25 protein-coding genes are annotated in these 25,143 nt (G+C 61.2%); 12 read left to right on the forward strand and 13 right to left on the reverse strand.

Translation table 11 applies throughout. The features are described 5' to 3' along the window. The first annotated feature begins 121 nt into the window (after positions 1-121). Positions 122-835 (forward strand): dienelactone hydrolase family protein, encoded by a 714-nt coding sequence (locus EQG66_RS13835; protein WP_129405143.1) that lies wholly within the window; start codon positions 122-124, stop codon positions 833-835. 37 nt (positions 836-872) lie between these two features. On the opposite strand, the gene EQG66_RS13840 is transcribed toward EQG66_RS13835, so the two are convergent. Further along, complete coding sequence (locus EQG66_RS13840) at positions 873-1,787, reverse strand: alpha/beta hydrolase (protein ID WP_129405144.1); 915 nt, start codon at positions 1,785-1,787, stop codon at positions 873-875. Positions 1,788-1,982: 195 nt separating this feature from the next. On the opposite strand from EQG66_RS13840, the gene EQG66_RS13845 reads away from it, so the two are divergent. Continuing rightward, positions 1,983-3,272 (forward strand): adenylosuccinate synthase, encoded by a 1,290-nt coding sequence (locus EQG66_RS13845; RefSeq protein ID WP_129405145.1) that lies wholly within the window; start codon positions 1,983-1,985, stop codon positions 3,270-3,272. A gap of 225 nt (positions 3,273-3,497) precedes the next feature. Here EQG66_RS13845 and rpoZ read toward each other — a convergent pair whose 3' ends face one another. After that, complete coding sequence (rpoZ, locus tag EQG66_RS13850) at positions 3,498-3,839, reverse strand: DNA-directed RNA polymerase subunit omega (protein ID WP_129405146.1); 342 nt, start codon at positions 3,837-3,839, stop codon at positions 3,498-3,500. 119 nt (positions 3,840-3,958) lie between these two features. Here rpoZ and EQG66_RS13855 point away from each other — a divergent pair, with 119 nt between their 5' ends. Then, positions 3,959-5,194, forward strand: coding sequence for a phospholipase D-like domain-containing protein (locus EQG66_RS13855; protein ID WP_245988105.1), 1,236 nt, complete (start codon positions 3,959-3,961; stop codon positions 5,192-5,194). On the opposite strand, the gene EQG66_RS13860 is transcribed toward EQG66_RS13855, so the two are convergent. Further along, positions 5,129-5,815, reverse strand: coding sequence for a class I SAM-dependent methyltransferase (locus EQG66_RS13860; RefSeq protein ID WP_129405147.1), 687 nt, complete (start codon positions 5,813-5,815; stop codon positions 5,129-5,131). The genes EQG66_RS13855 and EQG66_RS13860 overlap by 66 nt on opposite strands. A 315-nt stretch (positions 5,816-6,130) precedes the next feature. Between EQG66_RS13860 and EQG66_RS13865 the strand changes: the two genes are divergently transcribed. The 5 genes from EQG66_RS13865 to EQG66_RS13885 all read left to right on the forward strand — a co-directional run bounded on the left by EQG66_RS13865 (position 6,131) and on the right by EQG66_RS13885 (position 10,697). Beyond that, entirely contained in the window at positions 6,131-7,006 is an 876-nt protein-coding gene (locus EQG66_RS13865) for a LysR substrate-binding domain-containing protein (RefSeq protein ID WP_129405148.1), read from the forward strand. 85 nt (positions 7,007-7,091) lie between these two features. Further along, entirely contained in the window at positions 7,092-8,252 is a 1,161-nt protein-coding gene (locus EQG66_RS13870) for a GGDEF domain-containing protein (protein WP_129405149.1), read from the forward strand. Positions 8,253-8,325: 73 nt separating this feature from the next. After that, complete coding sequence (locus EQG66_RS13875) at positions 8,326-8,646, forward strand: phosphoribosyl-ATP diphosphatase (RefSeq protein ID WP_129405150.1); 321 nt, start codon at positions 8,326-8,328, stop codon at positions 8,644-8,646. Positions 8,647-8,655: 9 nt separating this feature from the next. After that, positions 8,656-9,033, forward strand: coding sequence for an HIT domain-containing protein (locus tag EQG66_RS13880; protein ID WP_129405151.1), 378 nt, complete (start codon positions 8,656-8,658; stop codon positions 9,031-9,033). A 110-nt stretch (positions 9,034-9,143) separates the two neighbouring features. Further along, positions 9,144-10,697, forward strand: a complete 1,554-nt coding sequence (locus EQG66_RS13885; RefSeq protein WP_129405152.1) for an amino acid permease — start codon at positions 9,144-9,146, stop codon at positions 10,695-10,697. An 18-nt stretch (positions 10,698-10,715) separates the two neighbouring features. Here EQG66_RS13885 and EQG66_RS13890 read toward each other — a convergent pair whose 3' ends face one another. Further along, complete coding sequence (locus tag EQG66_RS13890; protein ID WP_342775148.1) at positions 10,716-11,924, reverse strand: multidrug effflux MFS transporter; 1,209 nt, start codon at positions 11,922-11,924, stop codon at positions 10,716-10,718. 208 nt (positions 11,925-12,132) lie between these two features. Here EQG66_RS13890 and EQG66_RS13895 point away from each other — a divergent pair, with 208 nt between their 5' ends. Genes EQG66_RS13895 through ssb form a run of 3 tightly spaced genes read left to right on the forward strand, consistent with a single transcriptional unit; the run spans position 12,133 to position 14,843 of the window. Further along, on the forward strand, positions 12,133-12,411 hold the full coding sequence (locus EQG66_RS13895) for a FeoA family protein (protein WP_129405154.1): 279 nt from the start codon (positions 12,133-12,135) through the stop codon (positions 12,409-12,411). Next, a complete protein-coding gene (gene feoB / locus EQG66_RS13900) occupies positions 12,408-14,267 on the forward strand; it encodes a ferrous iron transporter B (RefSeq protein WP_129405155.1) in 1,860 nt (619 codons plus the stop codon). The genes EQG66_RS13895 and feoB overlap by 4 nt, the downstream gene beginning before the upstream one ends. A 36-nt stretch (positions 14,268-14,303) precedes the next feature. Then, positions 14,304-14,843, forward strand: a complete 540-nt coding sequence (gene ssb, locus EQG66_RS13905; RefSeq protein WP_129405156.1) for a single-stranded DNA-binding protein — start codon at positions 14,304-14,306, stop codon at positions 14,841-14,843. Positions 14,844-14,860: 17 nt separating this feature from the next. Here the strand turns inward: ssb and EQG66_RS13910 are convergent, their stop codons facing one another. Continuing rightward, the gene (locus EQG66_RS13910) at positions 14,861-15,673 is read right to left on the reverse strand and encodes a Rossmann-fold NAD(P)-binding domain-containing protein (RefSeq protein ID WP_245988106.1); all 813 of its coding nucleotides are present in this window, start codon (positions 15,671-15,673) and stop codon (positions 14,861-14,863) included. Positions 15,674-15,748: 75 nt separating this feature from the next. Here EQG66_RS13910 and pepN point away from each other — a divergent pair, with 75 nt between their 5' ends. After that, positions 15,749-18,358 carry an aminopeptidase N gene (gene pepN, locus EQG66_RS13915; RefSeq protein ID WP_129405158.1) on the forward strand — a complete coding sequence of 870 codons (2,610 nt, stop codon included), beginning with the start codon at positions 15,749-15,751 and terminating at the stop codon, positions 18,356-18,358. Positions 18,359-18,534: 176 nt separating this feature from the next. Here pepN and EQG66_RS13920 read toward each other — a convergent pair whose 3' ends face one another. The 8 genes from EQG66_RS13920 to EQG66_RS15370 all read right to left on the reverse strand — a co-directional run. Then, positions 18,535-19,065, reverse strand: coding sequence for a CarD family transcriptional regulator (locus EQG66_RS13920; protein ID WP_129405159.1), 531 nt, complete (start codon positions 19,063-19,065; stop codon positions 18,535-18,537). Between the two features lie 239 nt (positions 19,066-19,304). Then, entirely contained in the window at positions 19,305-19,643 is a 339-nt protein-coding gene (fdxA, locus tag EQG66_RS13925) for a ferredoxin FdxA (RefSeq protein WP_129405160.1), read from the reverse strand. 56 nt (positions 19,644-19,699) lie between these two features. Continuing rightward, complete coding sequence (locus tag EQG66_RS13930; RefSeq protein ID WP_129405167.1) at positions 19,700-19,999, reverse strand: RNA-binding S4 domain-containing protein; 300 nt, start codon at positions 19,997-19,999, stop codon at positions 19,700-19,702. 63 nt (positions 20,000-20,062) lie between these two features. Beyond that, entirely contained in the window at positions 20,063-23,011 is a 2,949-nt protein-coding gene (locus tag EQG66_RS13935; RefSeq protein WP_129405161.1) for a helicase-related protein, read from the reverse strand. Between the two features lie 180 nt (positions 23,012-23,191). After that, complete coding sequence (locus tag EQG66_RS13940; RefSeq protein WP_164975693.1) at positions 23,192-24,187, reverse strand: site-specific integrase; 996 nt, start codon at positions 24,185-24,187, stop codon at positions 23,192-23,194. 4 nt (positions 24,188-24,191) lie between these two features. After that, on the reverse strand, positions 24,192-24,434 hold the full coding sequence (locus tag EQG66_RS13945) for a hypothetical protein (RefSeq protein ID WP_129405163.1): 243 nt from the start codon (positions 24,432-24,434) through the stop codon (positions 24,192-24,194). After that, entirely contained in the window at positions 24,431-24,631 is a 201-nt protein-coding gene (locus EQG66_RS15675; protein WP_245988107.1) for a hypothetical protein, read from the reverse strand. Before EQG66_RS15675 ends, EQG66_RS13945 begins: the two co-directional genes overlap by 4 nt. A 248-nt stretch (positions 24,632-24,879) precedes the next feature. After that, the coding region (locus tag EQG66_RS15370) for a hypothetical protein (RefSeq protein WP_164975694.1) at positions 24,880-25,143 on the reverse strand (264 nt) is incomplete at its 5' end.

Raw genomic sequence — 25,143 nt, forward strand, 5'->3', positions numbered from 1 at the left:
TTGTGTTGGATGAAGCGGATGCGCGCCTCCATAGCGGGAAATTTGCCACATGCAACTTGCCTCGGCGCGACCATCTGTGGAAAACCCCGCTGCGACCCCAAATTCCTCAGGAGATTCGGATATGGCAATCCAGCGGCAAACCCATCTGCATACTGGCCACGGCGGGCCCTTCGAATCCATGGCGGTGTTTGACGACGCGGCAGATAGCCAGCCGGGCCTGCTGCTCTTCCCCAATTTTTTCGGCGCGAAGGAGTGGGACTTCGACAAGGCCGAGGTGCTGGCCATGCTGGGCTACAAGGTGCTGGTCGTCGATTATTATGGCCAGGGCAAGCGCGGCACGGACATGGAATCTTCAGCGGCACTGATGCAGGAATTGACCGCAGACCGTGCGGCCATGCGCGACCGCTTGCTGGATGCGCTGGCGGAGCTGAAAAAACTGCGCGGAGTGGATACCAGCCGCCTTGGCGCGATCGGATTTTGCCTCGGCGGCAAATGCGTGCTCGATCTCGCCCGCGCGGGTGCGGATATCAAGGGCGGCGTAGTGTTCCACGGCGTATATGACGCGCCGCCGTTCCCCAATGCGACCATGACCGCAAAGCTGCTCGTCTGCCACGGCTGGAACGACCCGCTCTGCCCACCGGAAGCGATGAATGGGCTGGCGAAGGAGCTGACGGATGCCGATGTTGACTGGCAGATACTGTCCTATGGCCACACCGGCCACGCCTTCACTGCCGACGAAATGCCGATGGATGCCAACAAGACCTTCGGTTTTCAGCCCGACACCAACCGGCGAAGCTGGCAGGCCATGAAGGATTTCCTCTCGGAAATCCTGTGAGCAGTCGGTCTCAGCCGTGGCAGCTATTTAACCGCCGTCAGCGTGTGGCAAAGACCTCCGCAAGCCAGCGGTCGACAACTGGCGTGGCAGGATAGTCCGGCTTGCCCAGCGAGCGGTTGATCTCCATGTGTCCTTTCAACCCGGTGCCCGGAAAGTCCTTTAGCGTCACAGCGACGCCCGCTTTTCCAAGCGCCTCTGCCAGCGCCTTCGACTGACGGGCGCCATCCTCGCGCTCGACATGGAGGATAAGGAAGGCCGGCGCATTGGGGGCCGCCGCGTGCAGTGTGGGAGAGAGCGCCCGCTGGCGTTCGAGATCGGTCCCGAAGGCCTGCGCATAGGTATTGCGCATAATGCTGGCCCCCTCCGTCATCTGCGCAGGCACATCATAAGCGGCGCCATCGATGGGGATCACGCCGCGCAGGTCGGTAAGGCGCAGCCCGGCCTGCTCAAGATAGCGGCCATCCGTGCCGACCAGCGCCACGAGATGCGCGCCTGCGCTATGCCCGGAGAGGACGATGCGACGGGAATCGAAACCCAGACTGCCCGCCTCGCGCCGCAGCCACGCGACCGCATCGGCCACATCCTGCGCCTGTTGCTCTACGCTGTTTGCAGGCACGAGGCGATAGTTGAGCGAGGCCACGGCATAGCCCTGCGCGCGCCAGTGGTTCACCTTGGCCGCACCGGTCGCGTTCCGCTTGTCACCGCGCTTCCAACCGCCACCATGCACAAAGATGACAAGCGGTGCATCGGCGGCGGACGCCTTCCAGAAATCGAGCTTTTGCAACGGATCGGAGCCATAGCTCTTCTCGATCACCCCCTCGGCGGGCGGCTCCTCCAGCTTCTGCTCCATTCGCGCGCGCAATCGCTCGCGCAGGGTCTCGCGCGCGTCGATCGGCGCTGTGCCAAGCGGAATAACGATCGCCGCAATCAGGACTAAAGCAAGGAAACGCATGGAACCCCTCCCCTTCGCTATCAAAGGCGCGCATATCACCGCAAATCTGAACGCCCGCTTGACGCACGACGGCCACGCAGCTAATCCGCCGCCGCACCCTCAGGCGCCTGCAGCCTGACCTGATTCCCGCCCGCGTGCCGAGTCCTGTCGAAGGGCGCGCTGGGTGCTCCCCGGCAGGGTGGAGACCTATATCCAATGGCCAACGTAACCGTGATCGGCGCCCAGTGGGGCGATGAGGGCAAGGGCAAGATCGTCGATTGGCTGGCCGAACGGGCAAGCTGTGTCGTGCGCTTTCAGGGCGGGCACAATGCCGGGCATACCCTTGTCATCGGAGACAAGACCTACAAGCTAGCGCTGCTTCCCAGCGGCGTGGTGCGCGGCACGCTCTCGGTCATCGGCAATGGCGTGGTGTTTGACCCCTGGCATTTCCGCGATGAGGTGACAAAAATCGCCGCACAGGGCGTGAGCATTACGCCAGATGTGCTGCATGTGGCCGAGACGGCTCCGCTGATCCTGCCCATCCACCGCGACCTTGACGGCATGCGCGAGGATGCGTCCGGCGCGGGCAAGATCGGCACCACAAGACGCGGCATCGGCCCCGCCTACGAGGACAAGGTCGGCCGCCGCGCGATCCGCATCTGCGATCTTGCGCATCTCGATGAGCTGGAGCCGCAAATTGAGCGCCTCTGCGCACATCATGATGCGCTGCGCGCCGGTTTCGGTCAGCCGCCGGTAGACCGCGCGCGCCTGCTGGCGGATCTGAAGGACATCGCCCCCTTCGTGCTGCCCTATGCCAAGCCGGTGTGGGTGACGCTCAACGAAGCGCGCAAGCGCGGCGACCGCATATTGTTCGAAGGCGCTCAGGGCGTGCTGCTCGATGTCGACCACGGCACCTATCCGTTCGTCACCAGCTCCAACACCGTGGCAGGCACTGCAAGCTCCGGCACGGGCCTTGGCCCCAAGGGCGCGGGCTTTGTGCTCGGCATCGTCAAGGCTTACACCACGCGCGTCGGCTCCGGCCCATTCCCGACCGAGCAGGACAACGAGATCGGCCAGACGCTTGGGCTTCGCGGCCACGAGTTCGGCACCAACACCGGGCGCCAGCGCCGCTGCGGCTGGTTCGATGCCGTTCTGGTGCGTCAGTCAGCGGCCGTATCGGGCATTACCGGCATTGCGCTCACCAAGCTCGATATTCTGGACGGGTTCGAGGAGATCCGGATCTGCACCGGCTATATGCTGGATGGCAAACGTTTCGATTATTTGCCGCCGCATCCGCAGGACCAGGCGCGGGTAGAGCCGATCTACGAGAGCATGCCCGGCTGGCAGGAAACGACGGCAGGTGCGCGCAGCTGGGCCGACCTACCCGCACAGGCGATCAAGTATATCCGCCGGGTGGAAGAACTGATCGAATGCCCTGTGGCGCTGGTGTCCACATCGCCGCAGCGGGACGACACGATCCTCGTCACCGATCCGTTCGCGGACTGAGCTATCTGAAAAAGAAGATATACAAGAGGATGATAACGGGGATCGACACTCCGATCAGCCAGAGCAAACAGCCTTTTCCCATGATCATCTCCTGTTGCGGGTCAGATCATAAGCGCTAGCCACAGCGGATAGTTCCACAACGGAAAAGGCCCGGCGCTCTTTCGAGCATCCGGGCCTTCCTCCCCTCCTGTTATCTCTTTTCAGGGAAACGGCGGCTTTTTTGTTTTAGTCGTAGTCGCCACCAAGATTCTGGTTGCGCGGCGGAGCGGCCGCGGTGAGGCGCAGCGCTTCTGCCGACTGCGCGATATTGCCGATCTCGTCCGGCATATCGTCGTCATCGATGCGCACCTTCTGGAGGTCACCCACCAGCGCGTCATGCAGATCGTCAGGCAGGACGGTTTCCTCCGCGATCTCGCGTAGGGCCACTACCGGGTTTTTATCGCGGTCGCGGTCCACCGTCAGCTCGGCACCGCCCGAAATTTCGCGCGCGCGCTGCGCGGCGAGGAGGACGAGATCAAAGCGGTTGGGAACCTTGTCGACGCAATCTTCGACGGTAACGCGGGCCATCGGGCCTCCTGAACGAATGAAAATGAGCGCGCCCACTAGCAACCGCGCACCAGCGAGTCAATAATTCCCTGCATCCACCCGGCGGAACCACTGCTATGGCCTGTGCATTGAGAGGTGCAATGAACAATATAGCGCCGATACGCCGCTTGGGGCATGATGAGGGTATTATGGACGCCGACGCAGACACCCCTTCTCGTGCTGTGGCCACGCAGACGCCCAAATATATCGATCAAGAGGTAGCCGGTAACGCGCTTCATGTGCGGGGCGATGGGCCGGGCTGCCTCGAAATGCTGATCGAACTGATTAACAATGCACAATCAAGCCTGAAACTCTATTATTACTCCTTCGCATCGGAATCCAGCGGTCGCCGCGTTCTTGCCGCTGCAATTCGCGCAGCCCGGCGCGGCGTAGATGTGACCCTTATGGTCGATCGGTTCGGCAGTATTCAAACCAGCCGATCCTTTTTCGACTCACTGGAGCGGGCAGGCGGCAAGACGGGCTGGTTCGGAGCAAGCTGGTCGACCCGAATACTCATCCGCAACCATCAGAAAATGGCGATTGCCGACGATGCCCGCGCGATCATCGGCGGGTTCAATGTGGAAGACAGCTATTTCGGCCAGCGCCAAGGCGAATGCTGGCACGACCTCGGTCTGCGAATCGAGGGGCCGGAAGTCGAAACCCTCGCCCGCTGGTATAACGGGCTGTGGCATTGGGTTTCCAGCTCACGCCAACGCTTCAGGCATTTGCGCGCGATGGTGATGGCGTGGCGCGATGCGCGCGGACAGTTCCGGTGGCTCATTGGCGGCCCGACCTACCGCCTCAGCCCGTGGGCGCGGTCTGTGCGCCACGACCTTGAGCACGCACGGCGCGCAGACGTAATAGCTGCATATTTCTCACCCGGAAACAGTATGATAGCGCGCTTGAAGCGTGTCGCGCGGCGCGGCGCAGTGCGCCTGATCCTCGCTTCGAAGTCTGACAACACCACCACGATCGCGGCAGCCCGGCTGCTATACGGGCCGTTGCTGCGCGGCGGCGCCACCATCTATGAATATCGGCCCTGCCGCCTGCACATGAAGCTGCTGGTGATAGACGATGCGGTTTATATCGGCTCCGCCAATTTCGACATGCGGAGCCTGTTCCTCAATCTGGAGATGATGCTCAGGATTGAGGACGCGGGCTTTGCCGACAAGATGCGCATCTTTATCGATGAGTGCGCCAACGACAGCGAACACATTACGCCCGCGATCCATCGTGCCCGCCGTACGCCATTGCGGCTGCTAAAAGGGTGGCTAAGCTACCTTCTTGTCGGCGTCCTTGATTACAAGATCACCCGCCGCCTCAACCTGCCCGGCTGACTTTGATACAGCGTTCACCCATGCCTCCGCAATTACGCAGGGCGGGATGTTGCGCCATATCCTGTCCATTTTGACCTCAGCAAAAAATGGATCGAGCGCGCGAACGAACCGGCTGGAATATTGGTAAATCAGCATCGATCCACCGGGCTGCAATGCACGCGCCGCGCTCTCCATGATCAACTCTGCCACGCCCTGCGGCAGCGTGGAAAGCGGCAGGCCGGAGAGAATATGCGCAGGCCGTTCTCCTCCATGTCGCGTACCTAATATATCTTCCACATCCACGGCAGATCCATTGACCGCCTCCAGTCGGGGATCATCGATCGTGCGCCTCAGATAGGCCGTGAAATCCGGGTTGGTATCGATCGCCACCAACCGCCCATCCGGGCGCAGGCGCTCCAGAATCGGTCGGGTAAATGTGCCAATGCCTGGACCATACTCCACGAACAAACTCGCGCGCTTCCAGTCCACACGCGAAAGCAGCGCATCTATTACAACGGCTGAGGTCGGGATCACTGAGCCGATCATCTTGGGGTGGCGCATAAACTGTCGGAAGAAAATGAGTTTTTCTGCAATGCTGTGCATAGAGCGGGTGCAAACCTTCAGCAGTGAGTGCGCGGACATGCCGCCAGCGCCTGAGCCTGTTCTCTAGCGCGCGACGGCGCAGCAATAAACGCCCAATTTCCGGCTTGCGTTCCCAGGATAAAAAAAGGGCCAGCCGAAGCTGACCCTGGAAAGTTTTAGGAGAGGATGCCTGAAAGGCAGGTTCTTTGTGCATCCGCAGCAAAATTATTGCAAGTGCGAAATTCACTATCGCCGATTGCAAAATATGCAACCATGCCAGCCACAGCTTTCATGCGTGCAAGCTATCTTTGGTTGTCGTTCCCAAACATTTAAGGCATGTTTGCATCTGACAATCCTGCATGGTGACGAGGAAAAATGCGGCGACTGCCCCCTTTGACTGCCCTTGAGGCATTTATACAGGTCGCCCGGTTGGGTTCTGTCAAGGCGGCGGCTGAGGAGCTTGCGCTATCCACACCTGCGTTAAGCCGCAGAATACAGGCATTAGAGCGTTATGTCGGCCGCCCACTGTTCGAACGCAAGCACCAGGCGCTTGAGATCAACGCTGATGGCACAGCACTGCTTAACGATATTGCCCCTGCGCTCGACTCTATCGCGGTGTCGGTAGACAAGCTCATCAGTGGCGGCAACCAGCTCAGGCTACGCCTGGCTGTTATGCCTCTTTTTGCGTCGCAGCGATTATTGCCTATGTTAGGGAATTTAAGGCAGGCTTTTCCGCTATTGCACATCGATATTGAGACTACTCCGCACCCTGTCCCTCGGCTGGGGGAGGGTATCGACGCCGCGATCATTCTTAGCCGCGATCCAGATCCCTCGCTTTATGTGCATGATCTGGGCCGCGAATCAGCGTTTCTCGTCGGCGGACGAACACATCTGCTTGAAAAGCCGGTGAACAGGCCGGAAGATCTTGCCAATCATACTCTTCTCATGCACCGCGACATGCCCACCATCTTCGAGGAGTGGAAACAGGCGCTGGGTATTCCAGACCTTGAGCCAGCCGCAATTGACACCTTCGATTCTGGGCCATTGATGCTTGAAGCCGCTGCACAGGGGCTGGGAATTGCTGCCATGCTGGCCAGCCATTTCAGTCATTCCAACGACGAACGCCTTGAAAAGGTTTTGAATTTCGAGATCGAAAGCTCATATCGCTACTATTTCGTATGCAGGCCACGGGCTTTACAGAACCGAGCAGTCAAAATCTTTCATGACTGGCTTGTCAGCCACGGCATCTAGAATCGCTGAAAACCACAGGATTTTGAGCCGAGTTAACCAAAATTTTGCCTTCTGATGCCTATCATCCCCGCAAACTAGAACGTAGATGGGCAAAGAAATGAATGCACAGACCGGGTTGACCACACGCATTGCGCGCTGGGCCAAGGGCAAGTCAGCAGAGGAAGAAAGCAGCGAGCTTTCCTCTGATACTGGAGCACGTGAAGCGAGCCGAAACGGCTCCAGCCGCGAAGTGGATCGCCGCAGAGATCTGTATAACGATGTGGGATCGTTCATATTCGCGCATGATCTCGATCTCACTGTCGTCAACTTCGGCCTTGCGCTCGATTATCTGACCGGCAACGATCACCAGATCGAAAAGGCTGTACGCGCCATCCTCTCCGAAAAGGGCCAGCTTACCAACGGGGTAGTGGAGCAGATCGTCGCTGAGCGCCACGCCGGCGAGATGACCGCCGAGGGGCTGAGCAACATGCTCTCTACCGTGGAGGAAGACCTCACCCGATTCACCACCCTCGCCAGCGAATCGCAGGCCTCCGCCAATGATTATGGCGAGGCGCTGCAGGCAAAGGTGAAGGACATGGGCGCCGAATCCTCGCCTGAAAAGGTCGTCTCCGCGCTCATCGGCCTCACCCGCTCAATGGTCGAGAAATCGCGCCAGATCGAGGCGGAAATGCGCGAGAGCCAGAAGAAGACCCGCGCCCTGCAACAGAATCTGGAGCAGGCGCGCAAGGCCGCCGAGCAGGATCACCTTACCGGCCTGCCCAACCGCCGCGCGTTCGAGGCGCGCCTCAAGGAAGAGGTCACGCTGGCGCAGGCCAACGGCGAGTCGCTCTCGGTCGCCTTCTGCGACATCGACCATTTCAAGAAGATCAACGACACCCACGGCCATGACACCGGCGACCGCGTGTTGAAGTTCGTCGGCTCATTGCTCGCCAAGATTTCGGGCGAGAAGTGCCATGTCGCGCGCCACGGCGGCGAGGAGTTCGTGATGGTGTTCCGTGGCAAGACCGCCGCCGAAGCCTGCGAGATCGTCGACCAGACCCGCGCGGACCTCGCCTCGCGCAACCTTGTCGATCGCAATTCGGGCGAGCGCATGAACCAGGTCAGCTTCTCCGGCGGCGTGGCGGATGCCTTCGCCTATCCCGACCCGCGCGATGCCCTCAAAGCCGCGGACCAGGCGCTTTACCTCGCCAAGGAACATGGCCGCAACCGTGTCTATATGGCCAAGGGTTCGGTCGCGGCGGACTGATGCCCGCCCATAGGGCAGCCGCATCATAGTCGCGCTTGCCCATCGCGGGGCAGATGTGGCAGGAGCTTGAGGCATGACTGACGCTCTTGACCGCCTTGAGGAAACCATCCGCGCCCGCCGCATGGCCGACCCGGAGTCGAGCTATGTCGCCAAGCTGACGGCGAAGGGCCGCGCCAAAATCGCGCAGAAGCTGGGCGAGGAAGCGGTGGAAACCGTCATCGCCGCCATGGCGGATGATCGCGCCGAAGTGATCAAGGAAGGCGCGGACCTCATCTTTCACCTTGCCGTGCTGCTCGCCGATATGGGCCTCTCGTTCGATGATATCCGCGCGGAGCTGGAGCGGCGCGAGGGGCTTTCCGGCCTCGCCGAAAAGGCGGCACGAAAGCCCGATTAAGGAAGCCTGATGCCGATCGACCCCACCCTGCCCTATGACGATGCCAATATCTTCGCCAAGATCCTGCGCGGCGAGATCCCGTGCAGCAAGGTCTACGAGGACGAATGGGCGCTCGCCTTTCACGACATCAACCCGCAGGCGCCCACCCACATCCTCGTCATACCCAAGGGCCGTTATGTAAGCTGGGATGATTTTTCCGCCAGCGGCTCAGCCGAGGAGATCACCGGCTTCGTGCGCGCGGTTGGCGCAGTGGCGCGGGCGGCAGGGCATGTGGAGCCGGGCTATCGCCTGCTCGCCAATATCGGCATGGACGCGCATCAGGAAGTGCCGCACCTGCATGTACACCTGTTCGCGGGTAAGCCATTGGGGCCGATGCTGGCGCGATGAGGCAGGTGCTATTCCTGTGCCCCGCCCCTTGCACATCTCGATTTAGCCGATAGTCTCGCCTTTCATTTCCGCGGCGCCCACCGGCGAGCGCATGAGGTAAAGGCAAACGCATGATCTTTGGTCGCATCAAGCCGCTGGACGCGATTCTCGCGACGGCGGAGAAAAAGTCCCTGCACCGTTCGCTCGGCGCTTTTCAGCTCACCATGCTGGGCATTGGTGCGGTCATCGGCACCGGCATTTTCGTGCTCACGGCGGAAGCCGCGCAAAAGGCCGGGCCGGGCATGATGCTCAGTTTCGTTATCGCCGGGTTCGTCTGTGCGGTCGCGGCGCTATGTTATGCTGAAATGTCGGCGATGGTGCCCGTGTCCGGTTCCGCCTATACCTATAGCTATGCCGTTATGGGCGAGCTGATCGCCTGGATGGTCGGGTGGGCGTTGATCCTCGAATATGCGGTGGCGGCGGGCGCTGTATCCGTCGGCTGGTCAGGTTATGTGGTCGGCCTCATCGAAAATGCCTTTAATATGGACATACCGGATCTGCTGGTGCGCGGCCCCTATGACGGCGGCGTCATCAACCTGCCCGCGCTTGGCATCGCCCTGCTTGTCACCTGGCTGCTCGTGATCGGTACGCGCGAAAGCGCGATCGTCAATGCCGCGCTGGTCTGTGTAAAGGTTGCGGCGCTCACGCTGTTCATCATCCTTGCCGTGCCGGTGATGAAGATGGAGAATTTTACCCCGTTCACGCCGCTGGGCTTTGCGGGCGTTTCGGCAGCGGCAGCGTCGATCTTCTTCGCCTATGTCGGCTTCGATGCAGTGTCCACGGCGGCGGAGGAAACCCGCAACCCTCAGCGCAACATGCCGATAGGCCTCATCGGCTCGCTCGGTATCTGCACCATTTTCTACCTGCTCGTCGCTGCAGGCGTTATCGGCAGCGTAGGCGCTCAGCCTGTATCCGGGCCGGGCGGAGAAGCGCTGGCACCCGGAAGCATCGAGCTAACCCGGCAGTGCGGCGCGATCGGCGATACGGCGGTGGTGTGTTCCAAGGAGGCACTAGCATGGACCCTGCGCTCGATCGGCTGGCCGCAGATCGGCAACCTGATTGGGCTAGCGGCGGGCCTCGCGCTGCCGTCGGTCATCCTCATGATGATGTTCGGACAGACGCGCATCTTCTTCGTGATGAGCCGCGATGGCCTGTTGCCGCAGGTCTTTTCAAAGGTTCACCCGAAATATCATACCCCGCATGTCATCACGATCCTGACCGGCATATTGGTGGCCCTGTTCGCCGCCTTCTTCCCGGTGGGCAAGCTGGCGGATATTTCCAACAGCGGCACCCTGTTCGCCTTTGCCGCCGTCTCGATCGCGGTGCTGGTGCTGCGTCGTACCGATCCAACACGCGCCCGGCCGTTTCGTACACCCGTCATCGCCTTCACCGCGCCGGTCGCGATTTTGGGCTGCGTCTACCTGTTCTGGTCGCTGGGTCATGAGACCAAGATGATGTTCGCCGGCTGGGCGGCTATCGGCCTCGTCGTCTACTTCCTCTATAGCCGCAATCACAGCTTTGTAGGACGCGGCATCATCGACGTGCACGAGGATGACGCAGATGTTCCGCCCCAGCCGGTCCCCCCACTTCCGGGCGCCCATACCCCAGGCGGCTCAGACGCTTAGTACCGTGGAAATAGCCTTCTACTGACCCACTCTGAGATGCGCATTGCCGGGGCGCGTAAAAAGCTTGCCCCGCTCTGCCCATAATATGAGCAGCAGACTGATGGTGCCGAAACACATGAAACCCAGTGCGATAGGCATTGTGGTTCCATCAAAAGCCGCACCAACCATACCGCCCAGAAAGGCTGAGATGAAAGTCGTCAGTGACGCCTGAAACGATGAGGCAAAGCCCGCACCTCGCGCGAATGGCTCCATGGCTATCGCACTGAAATTAACCCCAGCGAATGAAAAGCACAGCGTCGTCATCCCCTGAATGACTATAAAGACCCAAACATTCTCCAGCCCTGCGCGCGTAATAATGCAATGTGCCGCAGAAAGCAGTATCACAACTATGACAGCGCTCTGGCTCATGCGCCGGGCGCCAAAACGCTGCACCAGTTTTCCGTTAAGCAGGTTGCCTGCCGCCATCCACCCAGAAATTATGGCAAAGCCGATAGGAAGCAGCTCCGGCATATGAAAGACATCAAAGAAAATCTGTTGAACCGAGACAAGAAACCCTATCAGGCCACCCATCATCACGCCGCTCGCCATCATATAGCCAAATGACCCACGGTTCTTGACGACGCGGACGAAGGTATGGGTCAATTCCCGCGGATGCACCTGTATACGGTGAGCCGGGTCCAGAGTCTCCGGCAGCCTTAGCGCCAACCACGCCAGCATCACACAAATCAGGAAGGCCAGTAGACCGAAGATCCAGCGCCAAGGCGCAAAAGTCATCATGGCGGCCCCAAGTGAAGGAGCAGCCATAGGCACAATCATGAATGTGAACATGATAAGCGACATAATCCGCGCCATCATGTCGCCCCGATAACAGTCTCGCACGATGCTTAGCACGATCACACGGCATGCGGCAGCGCCAAACCCCGCAATAAAGCGGCCTCCGAGCAAGAGAGGAAAGGAAGGGGCGAGTGTACAAAGCAAGGTTGACACCAGCATCAGCACCAGTGCGCCTATCAAAACCGGTCGACGCCCGTAATGATCCGCTAACGGCCCATAGATCAGCGAACCGAATGCCATACCGAGGAAAAACAGCGTGATGATTGACTGCCGGTCATTGGAGTTCGTCACAGCCAGATCGCGTCCAATATCAGGCAAGGCTGGGAGCATGGTATCTATGGAAAGCGCAGTCATCGCCATCAACGATGACATCAGCATCACAAATTCGCGCAACCCCAGCGCGCCTGGAAGATGGAGGTGGAGGCTGTGCGGCTTATGATCTGGAGGACTCATGCCCTCGTGCATATGGATGGGTTTGCGGGAAAGCCAGCACGGAAGTCCAAGGCATACGAATTATTCCTGCCAACCCATCATATCTGCAAAAAGGACTCGATTTATCGGACAGATATTGATAATCGTTCGCAAAAATAGGAAACCACCCTTGCGACTTGACAGCCTGCCTCCGCGACGCACCGCCTATATAGACAGAGTGGATTGGGACATCCTCTCTTCGAGCGAGGCGCAACGGCTACGAGAATTTGGTGTCGATGAAGGTTCCACAATAGAGACATTGCACCGCGGCGGCTTGCTTGGGCGAGGCGCGCTTGCATGTCGGATCGGCCGGATGACCGTCGCCATGCGGCGCGAACACGCGACCGCCATCCATGTGCGTACCGGGCCAGACAAGGCACCATCGCAAGAGGCCGCTGCGTTATTATGATGGCGACCCCGCTCGTTGCCTTGATCGGAAACCCTAATGCCGGAAAAAGCGCGTTGTTCAACGCGTTGACTGGCGCACGACAAAAGCTTGGCAATTATCCCGGCGTTACAGTTGAGCGCAAATCGGGTCGCATGGGTCTGGCCGATGGCCGCCCTGTTGAGCTAGTTGACCTGCCCGGCACATACAGCCTCACCCCCACCAGCCCGGACGAACAGGTAACGCGCGACGTTTTGATGGGCAGACAGGCTGGCGAACGGATACCCGATGCGCTCGTTATAGTTGTTGACGCGAGCAATATTGAGAACCATCTCCGCTTCGCGCTGGAGGTGCTGGAACTGGGGCTGCCGACGGTCATAGCCCTCAATATGGTAGATCTTGCTGCCCGCGACGGCCTCGAACTCAGCTCCGATGCATTATCCGAAGCCATCGGAGTTCCAGTCGTACCTACTGTAGCGGTCAGAAAACGGGGTCTAGACCATCTGACAGCAGCATTGACGCTGCTGGTCGGCCCTGAAGCGGTACAGCTTCGCCCGCAACCAGCTGCAATGAGTTTCGAAGAGCGGACTAGCTACGCCAAAGAGCTTGCCCGCACAACGATAGTAAGCGAAACCCCTTCTCGCAGGCTAACACAGACTGTGGACAGTGTAGCGCTGCACCCCGTGTTGGGGCCAATGCTGTTATTAGCCCTTTTGTTTGTGATGTTTCAGGGAGTTTATGCCTGGTCTGAAGCTCCGATCGCTATGATTGAGAGCTGGTTCACCGCATTGAGCGATGCCGCCACAGCAAACACGGCTCCCGGTTATCTGCGCTCTTTCTTGGTTGACGGAGCCATCAACGGAGTTGGCTCTGTTATCGTGTTCCTGCCACAGATCCTCATTCTGTTTCTCTTTATCCTGATACTGGAGGCGACCGGGTATATGACCCGTGCAGCGTTCATCATGGATGGCCTCATGGCGCGGGTAGGGCTGTCCGGTCGGGCATTCATTCCGCTCCTGTCCTCGTTCGCGTGCGCCGTGCCGGGTATTATGGCGACTCGCTCGATTTCGGACCCAAAAGACCGGCTGACGACGATCCTCATCGCGCCTATGATGACATGCTCGGCTCGGCTACCGGTCTACGCCGTGATCATCGGGGCGTTCATTCCGGCGCGCGATGTGGGCTTTGGGATAGGCCTCCAGGGGCTCGTCCTCTTTGGCCTCTATGTCGGCGGGATAGCGGGGGCGATGATCGCTGCCCTGCTACTGCGGCGCACGGTTGCGAGAGGCAAGAGCAGCGGCTTCCTGATGGAAATGCCAAAATATCAGTGGCCCCACGTCGCGGACATCGCTCTCGGGCTGTGGCAGCGGGCGGTGATCTTCCTGCGCCGCGCGGGCACCATCATCTTTGCGTCCACGATAATTTTGTGGGCGTTGCTGAGTTTCCCCAAGCCTCCCACTGGCTCCACAGAGTCGCCTGTCAGCTATAGCGTGGCCGGGCGCATAGCCGAAGGGCTGCAACTGGTGATGGCACCGATCGGCTTCAACCGCGATATTTCCCTCGCGCTCATTCCCGCGATGGCAGCGCGGGAAGTAGCCGTCTCGGCGCTCGCCACGACATACAGCATCGATGCCGGCGACGACGAAGCCAGATTGGAGCAATCCTTGGGCGAACGCCTGAAGTCCGACTGGCCTCTGCCCACCGCACTGGCCTTCCTCGCCTGGTTCGTGTTCGCGCCGCAATGTATTTCCACCATCGCCGTAACGCGCCGGGAAACCAATGGCTGGAAGTGGCCAGCCTTCATGGTGTGCTATCTTTTTGTACTCGCTTATGCTGCGGCAGGCCTCACCTACTGGACGGCGCTTGGCTTGGGGCTATAAGAACGGCCAACCTTTTTCCAAGAGAGAGTCTTTTTCATGGCAGGCAGCGTCAACAAGGTCATTCTGGTGGGCAATCTGGGCGCTGACCCTGAGGTTAAAAGCTTTCAGAATGGCGGCAAGGTCTGCAACATCCGCATCGCGACATCGGAAAGCTGGAAAGACCGCAATACCGGCGAGAAGAAAGAGCGGACCGAATGGCACACTGTCGCCATCTTTTCCGAAGGGCTGGCAGGTGTAGCAGAGCGTTTCCTGCGCAAGGGCAGCAAAGTCTATATCGAGGGCCAGCTGCGTACCCGCAAATGGCAGGACCAGTCCGGCAATGATCGCTACACTACAGAGGTCGTGCTCCAGGGACCGGGCGCCGTGCTGACGATGCTGGATGGCGCGCCGGGTGGCGGTCAAGGTGGCGGGCGCTCTTCCTCTGGCGGCGGAGACTGGTCGGGCGGATCATCGGGCTATGGCGGCGGCGATTATGACGACTATGGCAGCGGGCGCTCGTCAGGTGGCAATGCGGTGAGGGATCGCACGCCTGAACCGAATTTCAGCAACGATCTGGACGACGAAGTCCCGTTCTGATTGTGCGGGATGCGGAGTTAATCGCTGGCTGCTGCCAATTCGCTGAGGCCCGTGCGATAGTCGGGATATCTGGGATGCCAGCCCAATATCCTCTTTGCCCTGCCGTTCGCGACACGGCGGTTTTCAGCATAAAACGCGCGTGCCTGAGGGTTGAGTTTGACATCGTCCAGCGTGTGCAGAGGGGGGTAGGGCAGGCCGAGTAAAATACAGGCGTGCTCAATCACTTCATTCTGGGAAGATGGGGCATTGTCAGCGATATTATAGACGCCGTGCGGCCCGTCGAAGCTAGCTAGCATGGCGGATACGATGTCATCCACATGGATGCGGCTGAACACCTGTCCAGGCAAAGCAATGCGGTGTGCCCGTCCCTCCCGCACACGGTCCAGCGCGCTGCGGCCAGGCCCATAAATACCGGGAAGGCGGAATATGGTGACAGCCGCGCGCAGCATTTGCCATTCCGCATCAGCTCGCGCCCGTGCACTGCGCCTGCCACTGCCTAAGGGCGCGCCTTCATCGACCCAAGCGCCGCCGGTGTCTCCGTATACGCCCGTGGAGGAGAGATAGCCCGCCCACCGAGCTAGCGCGGTGGCAATGTCGGTGCCGTAGCAGGCCAACACAGGATCGTCCCCAGCGGCGTCTGGCGGGACGGAGGACAGGATGTGGGTGGCGCGGGCGATGGCGGCACGGACTCCCGCCACATCGTCAAACGCGAGTACCCCCTCGCTTGCCTCCCGCCGCACACCTGTAACGCGCCAACCGCGCTCCAAAAGTGCTTCGCGCAGACGCGTTCCGGTGTATCCCATGCCAAAAATGAGCATTTCCTGAGCCATATAGTCCCTAAATAGCGTCGTGCCGCACGACGCAAGATGATTGTGCAGCGCCGCACGCCCGCCTAGAAGAGGGGCATGCTTGATATTCAGACCGCCGCCGCCGCACCCGCCACCCCCCCTGTCATCCGCCGCGAGGATTATCGTGCACCGGACTGGCTGGTGCCCGACATCAGCCTTGACTTCACGCTCGACACAGACCGCACGATCGTCACCGCCCGCCTTTCCGTCACCCGCAATGGCGCGCATGACCGGCCTCTTCTGCTCGATGGCGAGGCGCTGGAGCTGCTGTCGGTCAGCGTCGATGGCGTACCGCTGCCGCGCGACCAATGGCCGCAGGGCGACGCGCCGCTCAGCATCCCCCTCCCCGGCGCCACCCACAACATCGAAACGATCGTCGCCATCTCTCCCGCCAGGAACAGCCAGCTCATGGGGCTGTATGCCTCCGGCGGCCTGCTCTGCACCCAGTGCGAGGCGGAGGGCTTTCGCCGCATCACCTATTTCCCGGACCGGCCCGATGTCCTCTCGCGCTACTCCGTGCGCATGGAGGCGGACAAGGCGCTCTACCCCGTGCTGCTCAGCAATGGCGACCCGGTGGAGAGCGGCGCGGGAGACAATGGCCGCCACTGGGCGCGCTGGAACGACCCCTTCCCCAAGCCGTGCTATCTCTTCGCGCTGGTGGCGGGCGACCTTGCCTGCAACGCCGACAGCTTTACCACGATGAGCGGGCGGCAAGTGAAACTCGGCATCTGGGTGCGGGAGAGCGACCTGCCGCGCACACAGCATGCCATGAAGGCGCTGAAAGACAGCATGGGCTGGGACGAGCGCGTCTATGGCCGCGAATATGACCTCGACGTGTTCAACATCGTCGCGGTGGCCGATTTTAACTTCGGCGCGATGGAGAACAAGGGGCTGAACATCTTCAACAGCCGTTACATCCTCGTAGACCCGGAAACCGCGACCGACCTCGATTTCGACGCGGTCGAGGGTGTGGTCGCCCACGAATATTTCCACAACTGGTCCGGCAACCGCGTGACCTGCAGGGACTGGTTTCAATTGAGCCTGAAGGAAGGCTTCACCGTCTATCGCGACCAGTGCTTTTCCGCCGATATGGGCAGCGAGGCGGTGAAGCGGATAGAGGATGTGCGCACCTTGCGCGCGGCACAGTTCCCGGAAGACGCGGGGCCGCTCGCCCATCCGATCCGCCCTGAATCCTATATGGAAATCAGCAACTTTTATACGGCGACCATTTACAACAAGGGCGCCGAGATCATCCGCATGATGGCGACCCTGCTGGGGCACGAGCGGTTCCGGCGAGGCACTGATCTGTATTTCTCAACCCACGATGGCGAGGCTGCCACCTGCGAGGATTTCGTCAAGGCGATGGAGGACGGCGGCGGGATCTACCTTGCGCAGTTCCGTCTGTGGTACTCTCAGGCAGGCACGCCGCGCGTCGCCGCCGTGCTGAGCCATGATGCGGAAAGTCAGTCCGCCACGCTGACGCTGAGCCAGTCCGTGCCCGATACGCCGGGGCAGGTGAACAAGGCGCCGATGGTGTTGCCGTTGCGCACCGCTTTGTTCGACCGGCAGTCTGGCAAGCGGATCGAGGAGCGGCTGCTGGTGCTGGATGGCGCGGAGCAGAGCTTTATGTTCGAGGGAGTGCGCGCCGCGCCGATGCTCTCGATCAACCGCGGTTTTTCAGCACCCGTGATCGTTGACATGCACCGCAGCCCGGATGAGCTGGCGTTCCTCGCGGCGAGCGATGATGATCCCTTCGCCCGCTATGAAGCAATGCAGCTTTTGATGCTCGGCGCGCTGACCGAGGCGATTGCGGGCGGCGAGGCCGATAATGGCGCGGTGATTGACGCCGTGCGCACGGCGCTGTCCAACCCTGCGCTCGACGATGCGTTCATCGCCGAGGCGGTGCGCCTGCCGGGCGAGGCTTATGTGGGGGATCAGATGGCGCTGGTCGACCCGGATGCGATCCACGTAGCGCGAGAGGCGCTGATGGGGGAGATCGGGCGGGCATTGTTGCCGCTGTGGCGCGAGGTGCATGCACGCACGGCGCGGGATGCGTTTAGCCTTGCGGGGGCGGACAAGGGCGCGCGTAAGCTGCGCACGGTGGCGCTGGGCTATATCGTTGCCTCCGGCGCGGAGGATGGCCCCGCGCTGGCCTATGCGCAATATGAAGGCGCGCATAACATGACCGAGCGGCAGGGCGCGCTCGCAGTGCTCGCCAGCATCGACTGTGCGGAGCGCAGCCAGGCACTCGCGGACTTTTACGCGCGCTATGCCGGTGATGCGCTGGTGCTCGACAAATGGTTCCAGACGCAGGCCCTCGCCTTCCATCCTGATACGGTGGAGATCGTGGCACAGCTGGGCAAGCACCCGGATTTCACCCTCTCCAACCCCAACAGGGTGCGCGCGGTCTATGGCGCGTTCGGCGCGAACCAGTGGGCGTTTCATTCTGCCGACGGGGCAGGCTATGCCCTGATGGCGGACCTGATCCTCGCGCTTGACCCCGTTAACCCGCAGACGGCGGCGCGGATGGTTCCGCCGCTAGGCCGCCACCGCCGCTTTGCCGAGCCGCGCGCGGGGCGTATGCGGGCGGCGCTGGAACAGATTCTGGCCCAGTCCGGCCTGTCGAAAGACGTGACCGAGCAGGTGAGCAAGAGTTTGGCGGGATAGACGGCCATAAAAAAGGGCGCCAGCATCAGCGGCGCCCTTTTTACATCACTAGACCGTTTTCAAGATGAGCGTAGAACGCTCATCGGCTCGGAAAACGGTCAGACTCTATGACGAGAGCATTTTCGAACCGAATGACCGTGTTACGGTCATTCTGAAAATGCTCTAGGAAGCGGCGCTTATTCGGCCTTGTCCTTGGCATATTTCGGTGCGGCCTCGTTGAGGATCTCAAGGATCTTGTTCAGCGCGGCGCGCTCGTCCGTCTCTTCCATCGCGGCGAGTTCGCGCGCGAGGCGGCTTGAGGCGGCCTCGAAGATCTGGCGCTCGGAATAGCTTTGCTCCGGCTGGTCATCCGGGCGGAACAGATCGCGCGTGACCTCGGCAATCGACACCAGATCGCCGGAGTTGATCTTCGCCTCATATTCCTGCGCGCGGCGCGACCACATGGTGCGCTTGACCTTGGGCTTGCCCTTCAGCGTATCGAGCGCCTCGCCCAGCGTCTTGTTGGAGGAGAGCTTACGCATCCCCACGCTTTCGGCCTTGTTGGTCGGCACGCGCAGCGTCATCCGCTCTTTTTCAAAGCGGAGCACATACAGCTCCAGATCCATACCGGCGATCTGCTGGCTTTGCAGCTCGATCACGCGGCCTACGCCGTGCTTGGGATAAACAACATAATCGCCAACATCAAAGGACAGGGCTTTTGCAGCCATTGGAAACCTTTCCATAATCTCAAGGGGAGCGTCAGGCTGCGACATGGCACCAGAACATCCGTGTTCCCAGTCCAGCGCACAGCGACGCATAGGGCATTATGAATATACTCCTGACGGGGTGCGACATTCCCGCCTGATCGCCCTTTTAACAGATTCGTAACAAAATTACCAGCCCGGAGCGACACAACGCCCGGACTGGCTTAAGACATAGGTTTATTAAAGGAAGCGAGGGTTAACGCTTAGCCGCCAGAGCCGGGCTTTTCCGAGAAATATTTCTCGAACTTGCCTTCCTCGCCCTTGTGATCTTCCGCATCGTCCGGGGCCGCACCTTTGCTGGTGATGTTCGGCCACTCGGCGGAATATTTGCTGTTCAGCTCCAGCCATTTTTCCAAGCCGTTTTCGGTATCGGGCAGGATCGCCTCGGCCGGGCACTCTGGCTCGCACACGCCGCAGTCGATGCATTCATTGGGGTTGATGACCAGCATGTTCTCGCCCTCGTAAAAGCAATCTACCGGGCAGACCTCTACGCAATCCATATATTTGCAACGGATGCAGGCGTCGGTCACTACATAGGTCATCGGTATCTTCCCTTCTGCTGCGCGGCGACGCAGGCACTTATAGTCTTACTGCCCTGCTATTCCCGCCCTGCCCCGCCGTCAATATCAAGTTGTGACGGAGAGCCGCCAAGCATCAGTTCCTCATAACAGGCTTGCGCCTCTGCGGCAGGGCCGCGCCGGGCGGGCAGCGCGAGTATGCGCACGACACGGATGCGGTCTCCCTGCGCCAGCGTGACCAGATCGCCCACCCGCGCCGCGCTGTGCGCCCGCTCTATCCTTCGGCCGTTCAGGCGCATGATCCCCTGCTCCGCCATTGCCTGAGCAGCAGTGCGGCTTTTGGCGAGGCGCGCGAACCAGAGGAACTTGTCGATCCGCATGGACGGCCCATGCTGGGGTACGAGAGCGGGAGATGCGGCAGGCGAGCGGCTGGCCAACGCCGACTATTCCTTGCCCGCCAGCAAATCGGCAAGACCAGCAAATGCGCCGCCACCGGCCGGACGAGTGGGCGCGGGGTCTTTGTGGGCGAAACGACGGTCTGGCCGTTCGCGCGGCGGGCCGGAGCGTTTTTCATGCCCCCCCTGCCGCGGCTTGCGCGCCGGACCGGCCTGATCTCCCTTGGGCTGGCTAACGCCGAAGCGCCGCTCTGTCCGTTCTTTGGGTTTGTGACGCCCACGAAACGCCCAGTTGGCGCCGTGTGGAGGCGCGGATTCGGGCACGGCCCCGGTTGCAGCTTCCAGCTCAGGCGCGATGGCTTCGGGCACCGAGTCGGGCGTAGGCGACGGGTCTGACAACGGGATTTCTGTCGGCTCGGCGGCGGGAAACTCCTCCGGCGGCGCGGCGGGAGCGGGATCGTCCGGCAGCACCGGCGTTTCGTCAGGGGTCGCGCCCGGCTCGTCCTCTGAAGGCGGGATGGGGGGCAGCTCTTTCGGACTATCCGGGTTTTCGGCTGTCGCGTCTTCTACCACCGGCTCTACCGCCCTCGGCGTGACCGGCCGGAATCCCGCACCACGCATGATCTGGTTGAACAGCGGTTCCCCCAGCCCCAGCGAAACGATGAACGGCGAGGTGGCGTCATAGCGCTCGTTCTTCGCGATCGCCTCATGCCCGCCGCGTGCGATCCGCTCGATCATGTCGATGCGGATCTGCGTGTCGTTGAAGCCGCGATAGCCTGCGCGCGCGGCGCCCATTGCCTCCTCGCGCGCTTTCAGGTTGAGGACAACCGCGCCCGCCTGAGGCAGGGGCAGCATCGGTTTGTTGCGTTGCAATGCCATGAGAGCCAAACGCCACAGGGCCGCTCCGGGTTTCAACAGCGCATGATGGAAAATATCCAGCACGCCGATGGTGAAGCCCGCCTTGCGGATGATCTGGCGCTGGTCCTTGTCCAGCCGGTTGAGCGCATCATCAAGATCGACCCGCGCGATAATGCCGCCCGCGTCACCCAGCTGGATCAGCAGCGCGCGCACCACGGCGGGGGTATCTTCTTGTGTTGCAAGCTCGGCGATCCTGAGCAGCGGCGCGAGGTGGCGCTCATGCTGCGCATGCATCCAGGCGTTGAGGCGCGCGGTGACGCGGTTGGCAACATCCTGCCCCAGCGCGACAATCGCCTTGTCCACCCGCACTTCGGGGTGGAGCAGCGCGGGGCCGACGTGCAGCATCGCGACCTTTTCCTCGCGCCACAACAGGCCCGGCGTCTCGCCCGGCGCGGCGCTCAGCGCGAATTCGCCATCCGGCGCGGCAATCAGTTCCTCGGCCTTCACGGTCAGCATCTTTCCCAGTCGCCGCTCCGCCGCGGCCAACAGCAATTTCCTGTCCCCGCCCCGCGCCTGCGGATCGACGTGAAAGCGGAATCCCTTCAGGCTTCCTAGCGGCTCGCCATCGACATGCACAGACCCATCCGCATCGATATCGACAGGCAGATGTTCATTTTTGCGGCCCAGGTCACGCAGCAGCACCGATGTGCGCCGGTCTACGAACCGCTGGGTGAGCGCGGCGTGGAGCGCGTCGGACAGTTTTTCCTCAAGCGCGCGGGTGCGCTCGGCCATGTCGGCGGGGTTGGCCAGCCAGTCCGGCCGGTGGGCGATATAGCTCCATGTCCGCGCCGCCGCGATGCGCCCGGAGAGCGTATCGACATCGCCCTGCGCATTGTCGAGCCGGGCGACCTGCCCCGCGAACCAATCCTGCGGGATATGGCCATTGCCTTCGCTTAACGACCGCCACAGGCGGGATACGGTGGCGCGGTGATGCTCTGGCCCCAACTTCTGGAAATCGGGCAGGCCGCAGACATCCCACAAGCGACGGAGTTGCGCGGTGGAGCGGACGCGTTCGCGCACGGTCGCGTCATCCGCCATGGCTTTCAGCACGGCGAGGTCCACCGCCTGAGGCGCGGGGCGCAGCTCTGGCCAGTCTGGCCGGGCTTCGAGCGCGGCGATCAGGGCGTCTATGCCCGCGTCCAGCGGCGGCGCGCCATTGCGCCAGTAAAGATGCTCGATGCGCGGAAATTCATGCGCCTCGATCGCCTCGATCTCCTCTGGCCGGAAAGCGCCCTCGCTGTCCTCCCCACCCAGAGAGCCGAAGGTGCCATCCTTCTGATGCCGCCCGGCGCGCCCGGCGATCTGCGCCATTTCGGATATGGTGAGGCGGCGGGTGCGCACGCCATCAAACTTGCGCAACGATGCGAAGGCAACGTGGGCGACATCGAGGTTCAGCCCCATGCCGATGGCGTCCGTGGCGACGAGATAATCGACATCGCCGTTCATGAACATCTTCACCTGCGCGTTGCGGGTGGAGGGCGAGAGCGCGCCCATCACCACCGCAGCGCCGCCGCGCAGCCGCCGCAGCATCTCTGCCACCGCATAGACCTCTTCCGCCGAGAAGGCGACGATGGCCGAGCGTTTTGGCAGGCGCGAGAGCTTCTTCGCTCCCGCATAAAACAGGGTGGAAAAGCGCGGGCGCGAGATGATCTCCGCATCGGGCAACAGCGCGCGGACCATGCCCGAAAGCGCGCCGGAACCGAGGATCATCGTCTCGTCCCGCCCGCGCGCGCGCAGGATGCGATCGGTGAAGATATGCCCGCGCTCCGGGTCCGTCCCCAGTTGCGCCTCATCGAGCGCGACGAAGCTGAAGTCTCTGTGAAGCGGCATGCTTTCCGCCGTACAGAGATACCAGCGCGCGCCCGGCGGCTCTATCTTCTCCTCTCCGGTGATGAGCGCGACTTCCTTCGGGCCTTTGAGCGCCACCACGCGATCATACACCTCCCGCGCCAGCAAACGCAGCGGAAAGCCCATCATGCCACTGGAGTGGGCGCAGAACCGCTCCACCGCGAGATGGGTCTTGCCGGTGTTGGTGGGACCGAGCACCGCGGTGACCGGAGCGCGGGAGAGTTGGGCCATGGCCGCCTTGTCGGCCATGAGCGCTGGAGATGCAAGACCGCGAATCGGGCCGGTTGATCGGTCAACAAACACGTCTCACCCCGAATAATGGCGGAAATCAGCCGCTTTAATTTGACAATAACGCAACATGACGGTTTTCCGTGCCTTTCCGGGTGAGTTTTCCAATCGTTTGAAAGTGCCCTATCTGTTCTTGCTCCAAATCTGCATTGCGGATCTAGCGAGTTTTGCTTGACTGCGCTTTTTGGCGTACAGCTCGATCATCTGAATGGACTGCCCGCTGATGGCCGCTGTCTGCGCCACAGAGCAGCCTAATTCGAGCAGCGTATTGACCGCATTCTTGCGCAAGCCATGCGGTACAACCTTATGCCCGCGCTCGGCCGCCCACTGTTGAATATTGGTGCGCAGCGTCATAGTGGCCAACCCTTTGCCGTGCTGGCCCTTTATGATCGGCGCGAGGTCTCTCGCGTGCTTGGCGAGTTCTTTTTCCAGATCCGGGTGCAATGGGATAACCAGTTGCGCGCCTGTCTTTTGCTGGCGCACCGCGATCTCCCCATTCGCAATGTCTCCCCAGCGCATCCTGACAACATCCCCAATCCTTTGGGCCGTGTAATAGAGCAGATGGACAGAGAGCCGCACTCGCACGTCGCTTGCCTCCAGCGCGGACTGCACCAGAGCCTCCGGCCAGGGATCATGCTCACCGATGTCCATCGGGTCCAGATCATCCGCCGGGCGGTTGTTCACATGCCCATTCTTGCGCGCCCATTTGTAGAGCGCACTGATCGTCGCCAGGATCATGTTGGCGGCCGCGGGGGTCTTCGCTCGCTTCTCCAGAAGGGTGGCCACATCCTTGCGCTCGACCAGTCCGGCGGGCGCGGTGGGTAGCATGGCGGCGAACACGCCCAAATAGAGCGCATAGATCTTGCGGCTCGCCGGGGCCAGCCCCGCAAAATGGCTGCTGTCCTGATACATCTCGACCAACTTCGGGACCGTGAGCAATGCCTGCACATTGGCGCGGCGGGTGCGATGACCGAGCATGGTCGCGTATTTGACGGCAAAATCCCGATCGCTGCGTGTGGGCAGTCGGGCGTAGATCGTCTTGCCCCGCGCATCCTTCTGCCCGGTGTCGAAATAGCAGTATTCCCTGCCCTTCGCTCTGACGATCTTGAGGTACATCATGCTTTTATGCCGCGTCGCCATACAGAGGTTGACCTTTTCGCCAATCATCGAGGGCCGATTCGCCCGTGATATTCTCGATGCTGGCATCAACCGCGGTGCGTGACCAGTGCGGCACACCTCCGATGTCGATAGGCATTGGCAAGCGCCCTGCGATCATCTCTCGCTCGATGTCCACACTGCTCATGTCGAGATAGGCGGCGAGAGTGGCTTTTTTCATGAGCCGGGGCCAATCGGGTAGGCGTTTCATGCGACCTCTCCGTCCGCTGACATTTCGGCCAGCCTCGGCCCGACGATCGAATTCAGGTAGCCTCGGCACAACCGCAACTTGCGTGTTATGGGAATTCCGGATTTGCTCTGCGGATAATCAAAGCCGTGCTCGGATCCGGGCGTCACCGGCACACCCTTGTGGCAATAGAAGGAAGCGCCGAACGACAGCTCGATCATCTTGCTCTCCCAACCGTCTTTGTCCGCCTGCTCCGGTGATCCCTTTCGGAATGCGCAGTTGTTGCAGGGATGTCGGAACGCGGCGAGCGGTTCTTCTTCGCCGTGCGGGAGGGCAGACACCTCGAATGGCTCCCATGCTGTCCCGCAGTTCCCACAGACGCGCAGGGTTGTGGCGTAGAACTTCGTCAAGTCCTGTTGGACATCAGAGTGGCGCCTGCTGGCGCACCTGGGACACTGATCTGCGCCCTTCATAGCTGATCCCCGTGATAAGTCGCCCTAACACCCTCCGGCGCCGGCTCATCCACCTCATCAAAGCGATTGCGAACCCCATCGGCGATAATCCGCATCAGACGGTGGAAATAGCGGCTATGCCGACGCTTTTGGTTCTCCCGATCGATCCATTCGGCGATGCCGTCCCGAGTTCCCATTGCCTTGACGATCGCCTGAGCCGCAGCGTCATCTACGGTGTCCGCGAAGTGAACACCGTTGCGGAGCACTTCCTTGCTGTTGGC

This window comes from Sphingobium fluviale (assembly GCF_004122115.1).
GTDB classification, from domain to species: domain Bacteria; phylum Pseudomonadota; class Alphaproteobacteria; order Sphingomonadales; family Sphingomonadaceae; genus Sphingobium; species Sphingobium fluviale.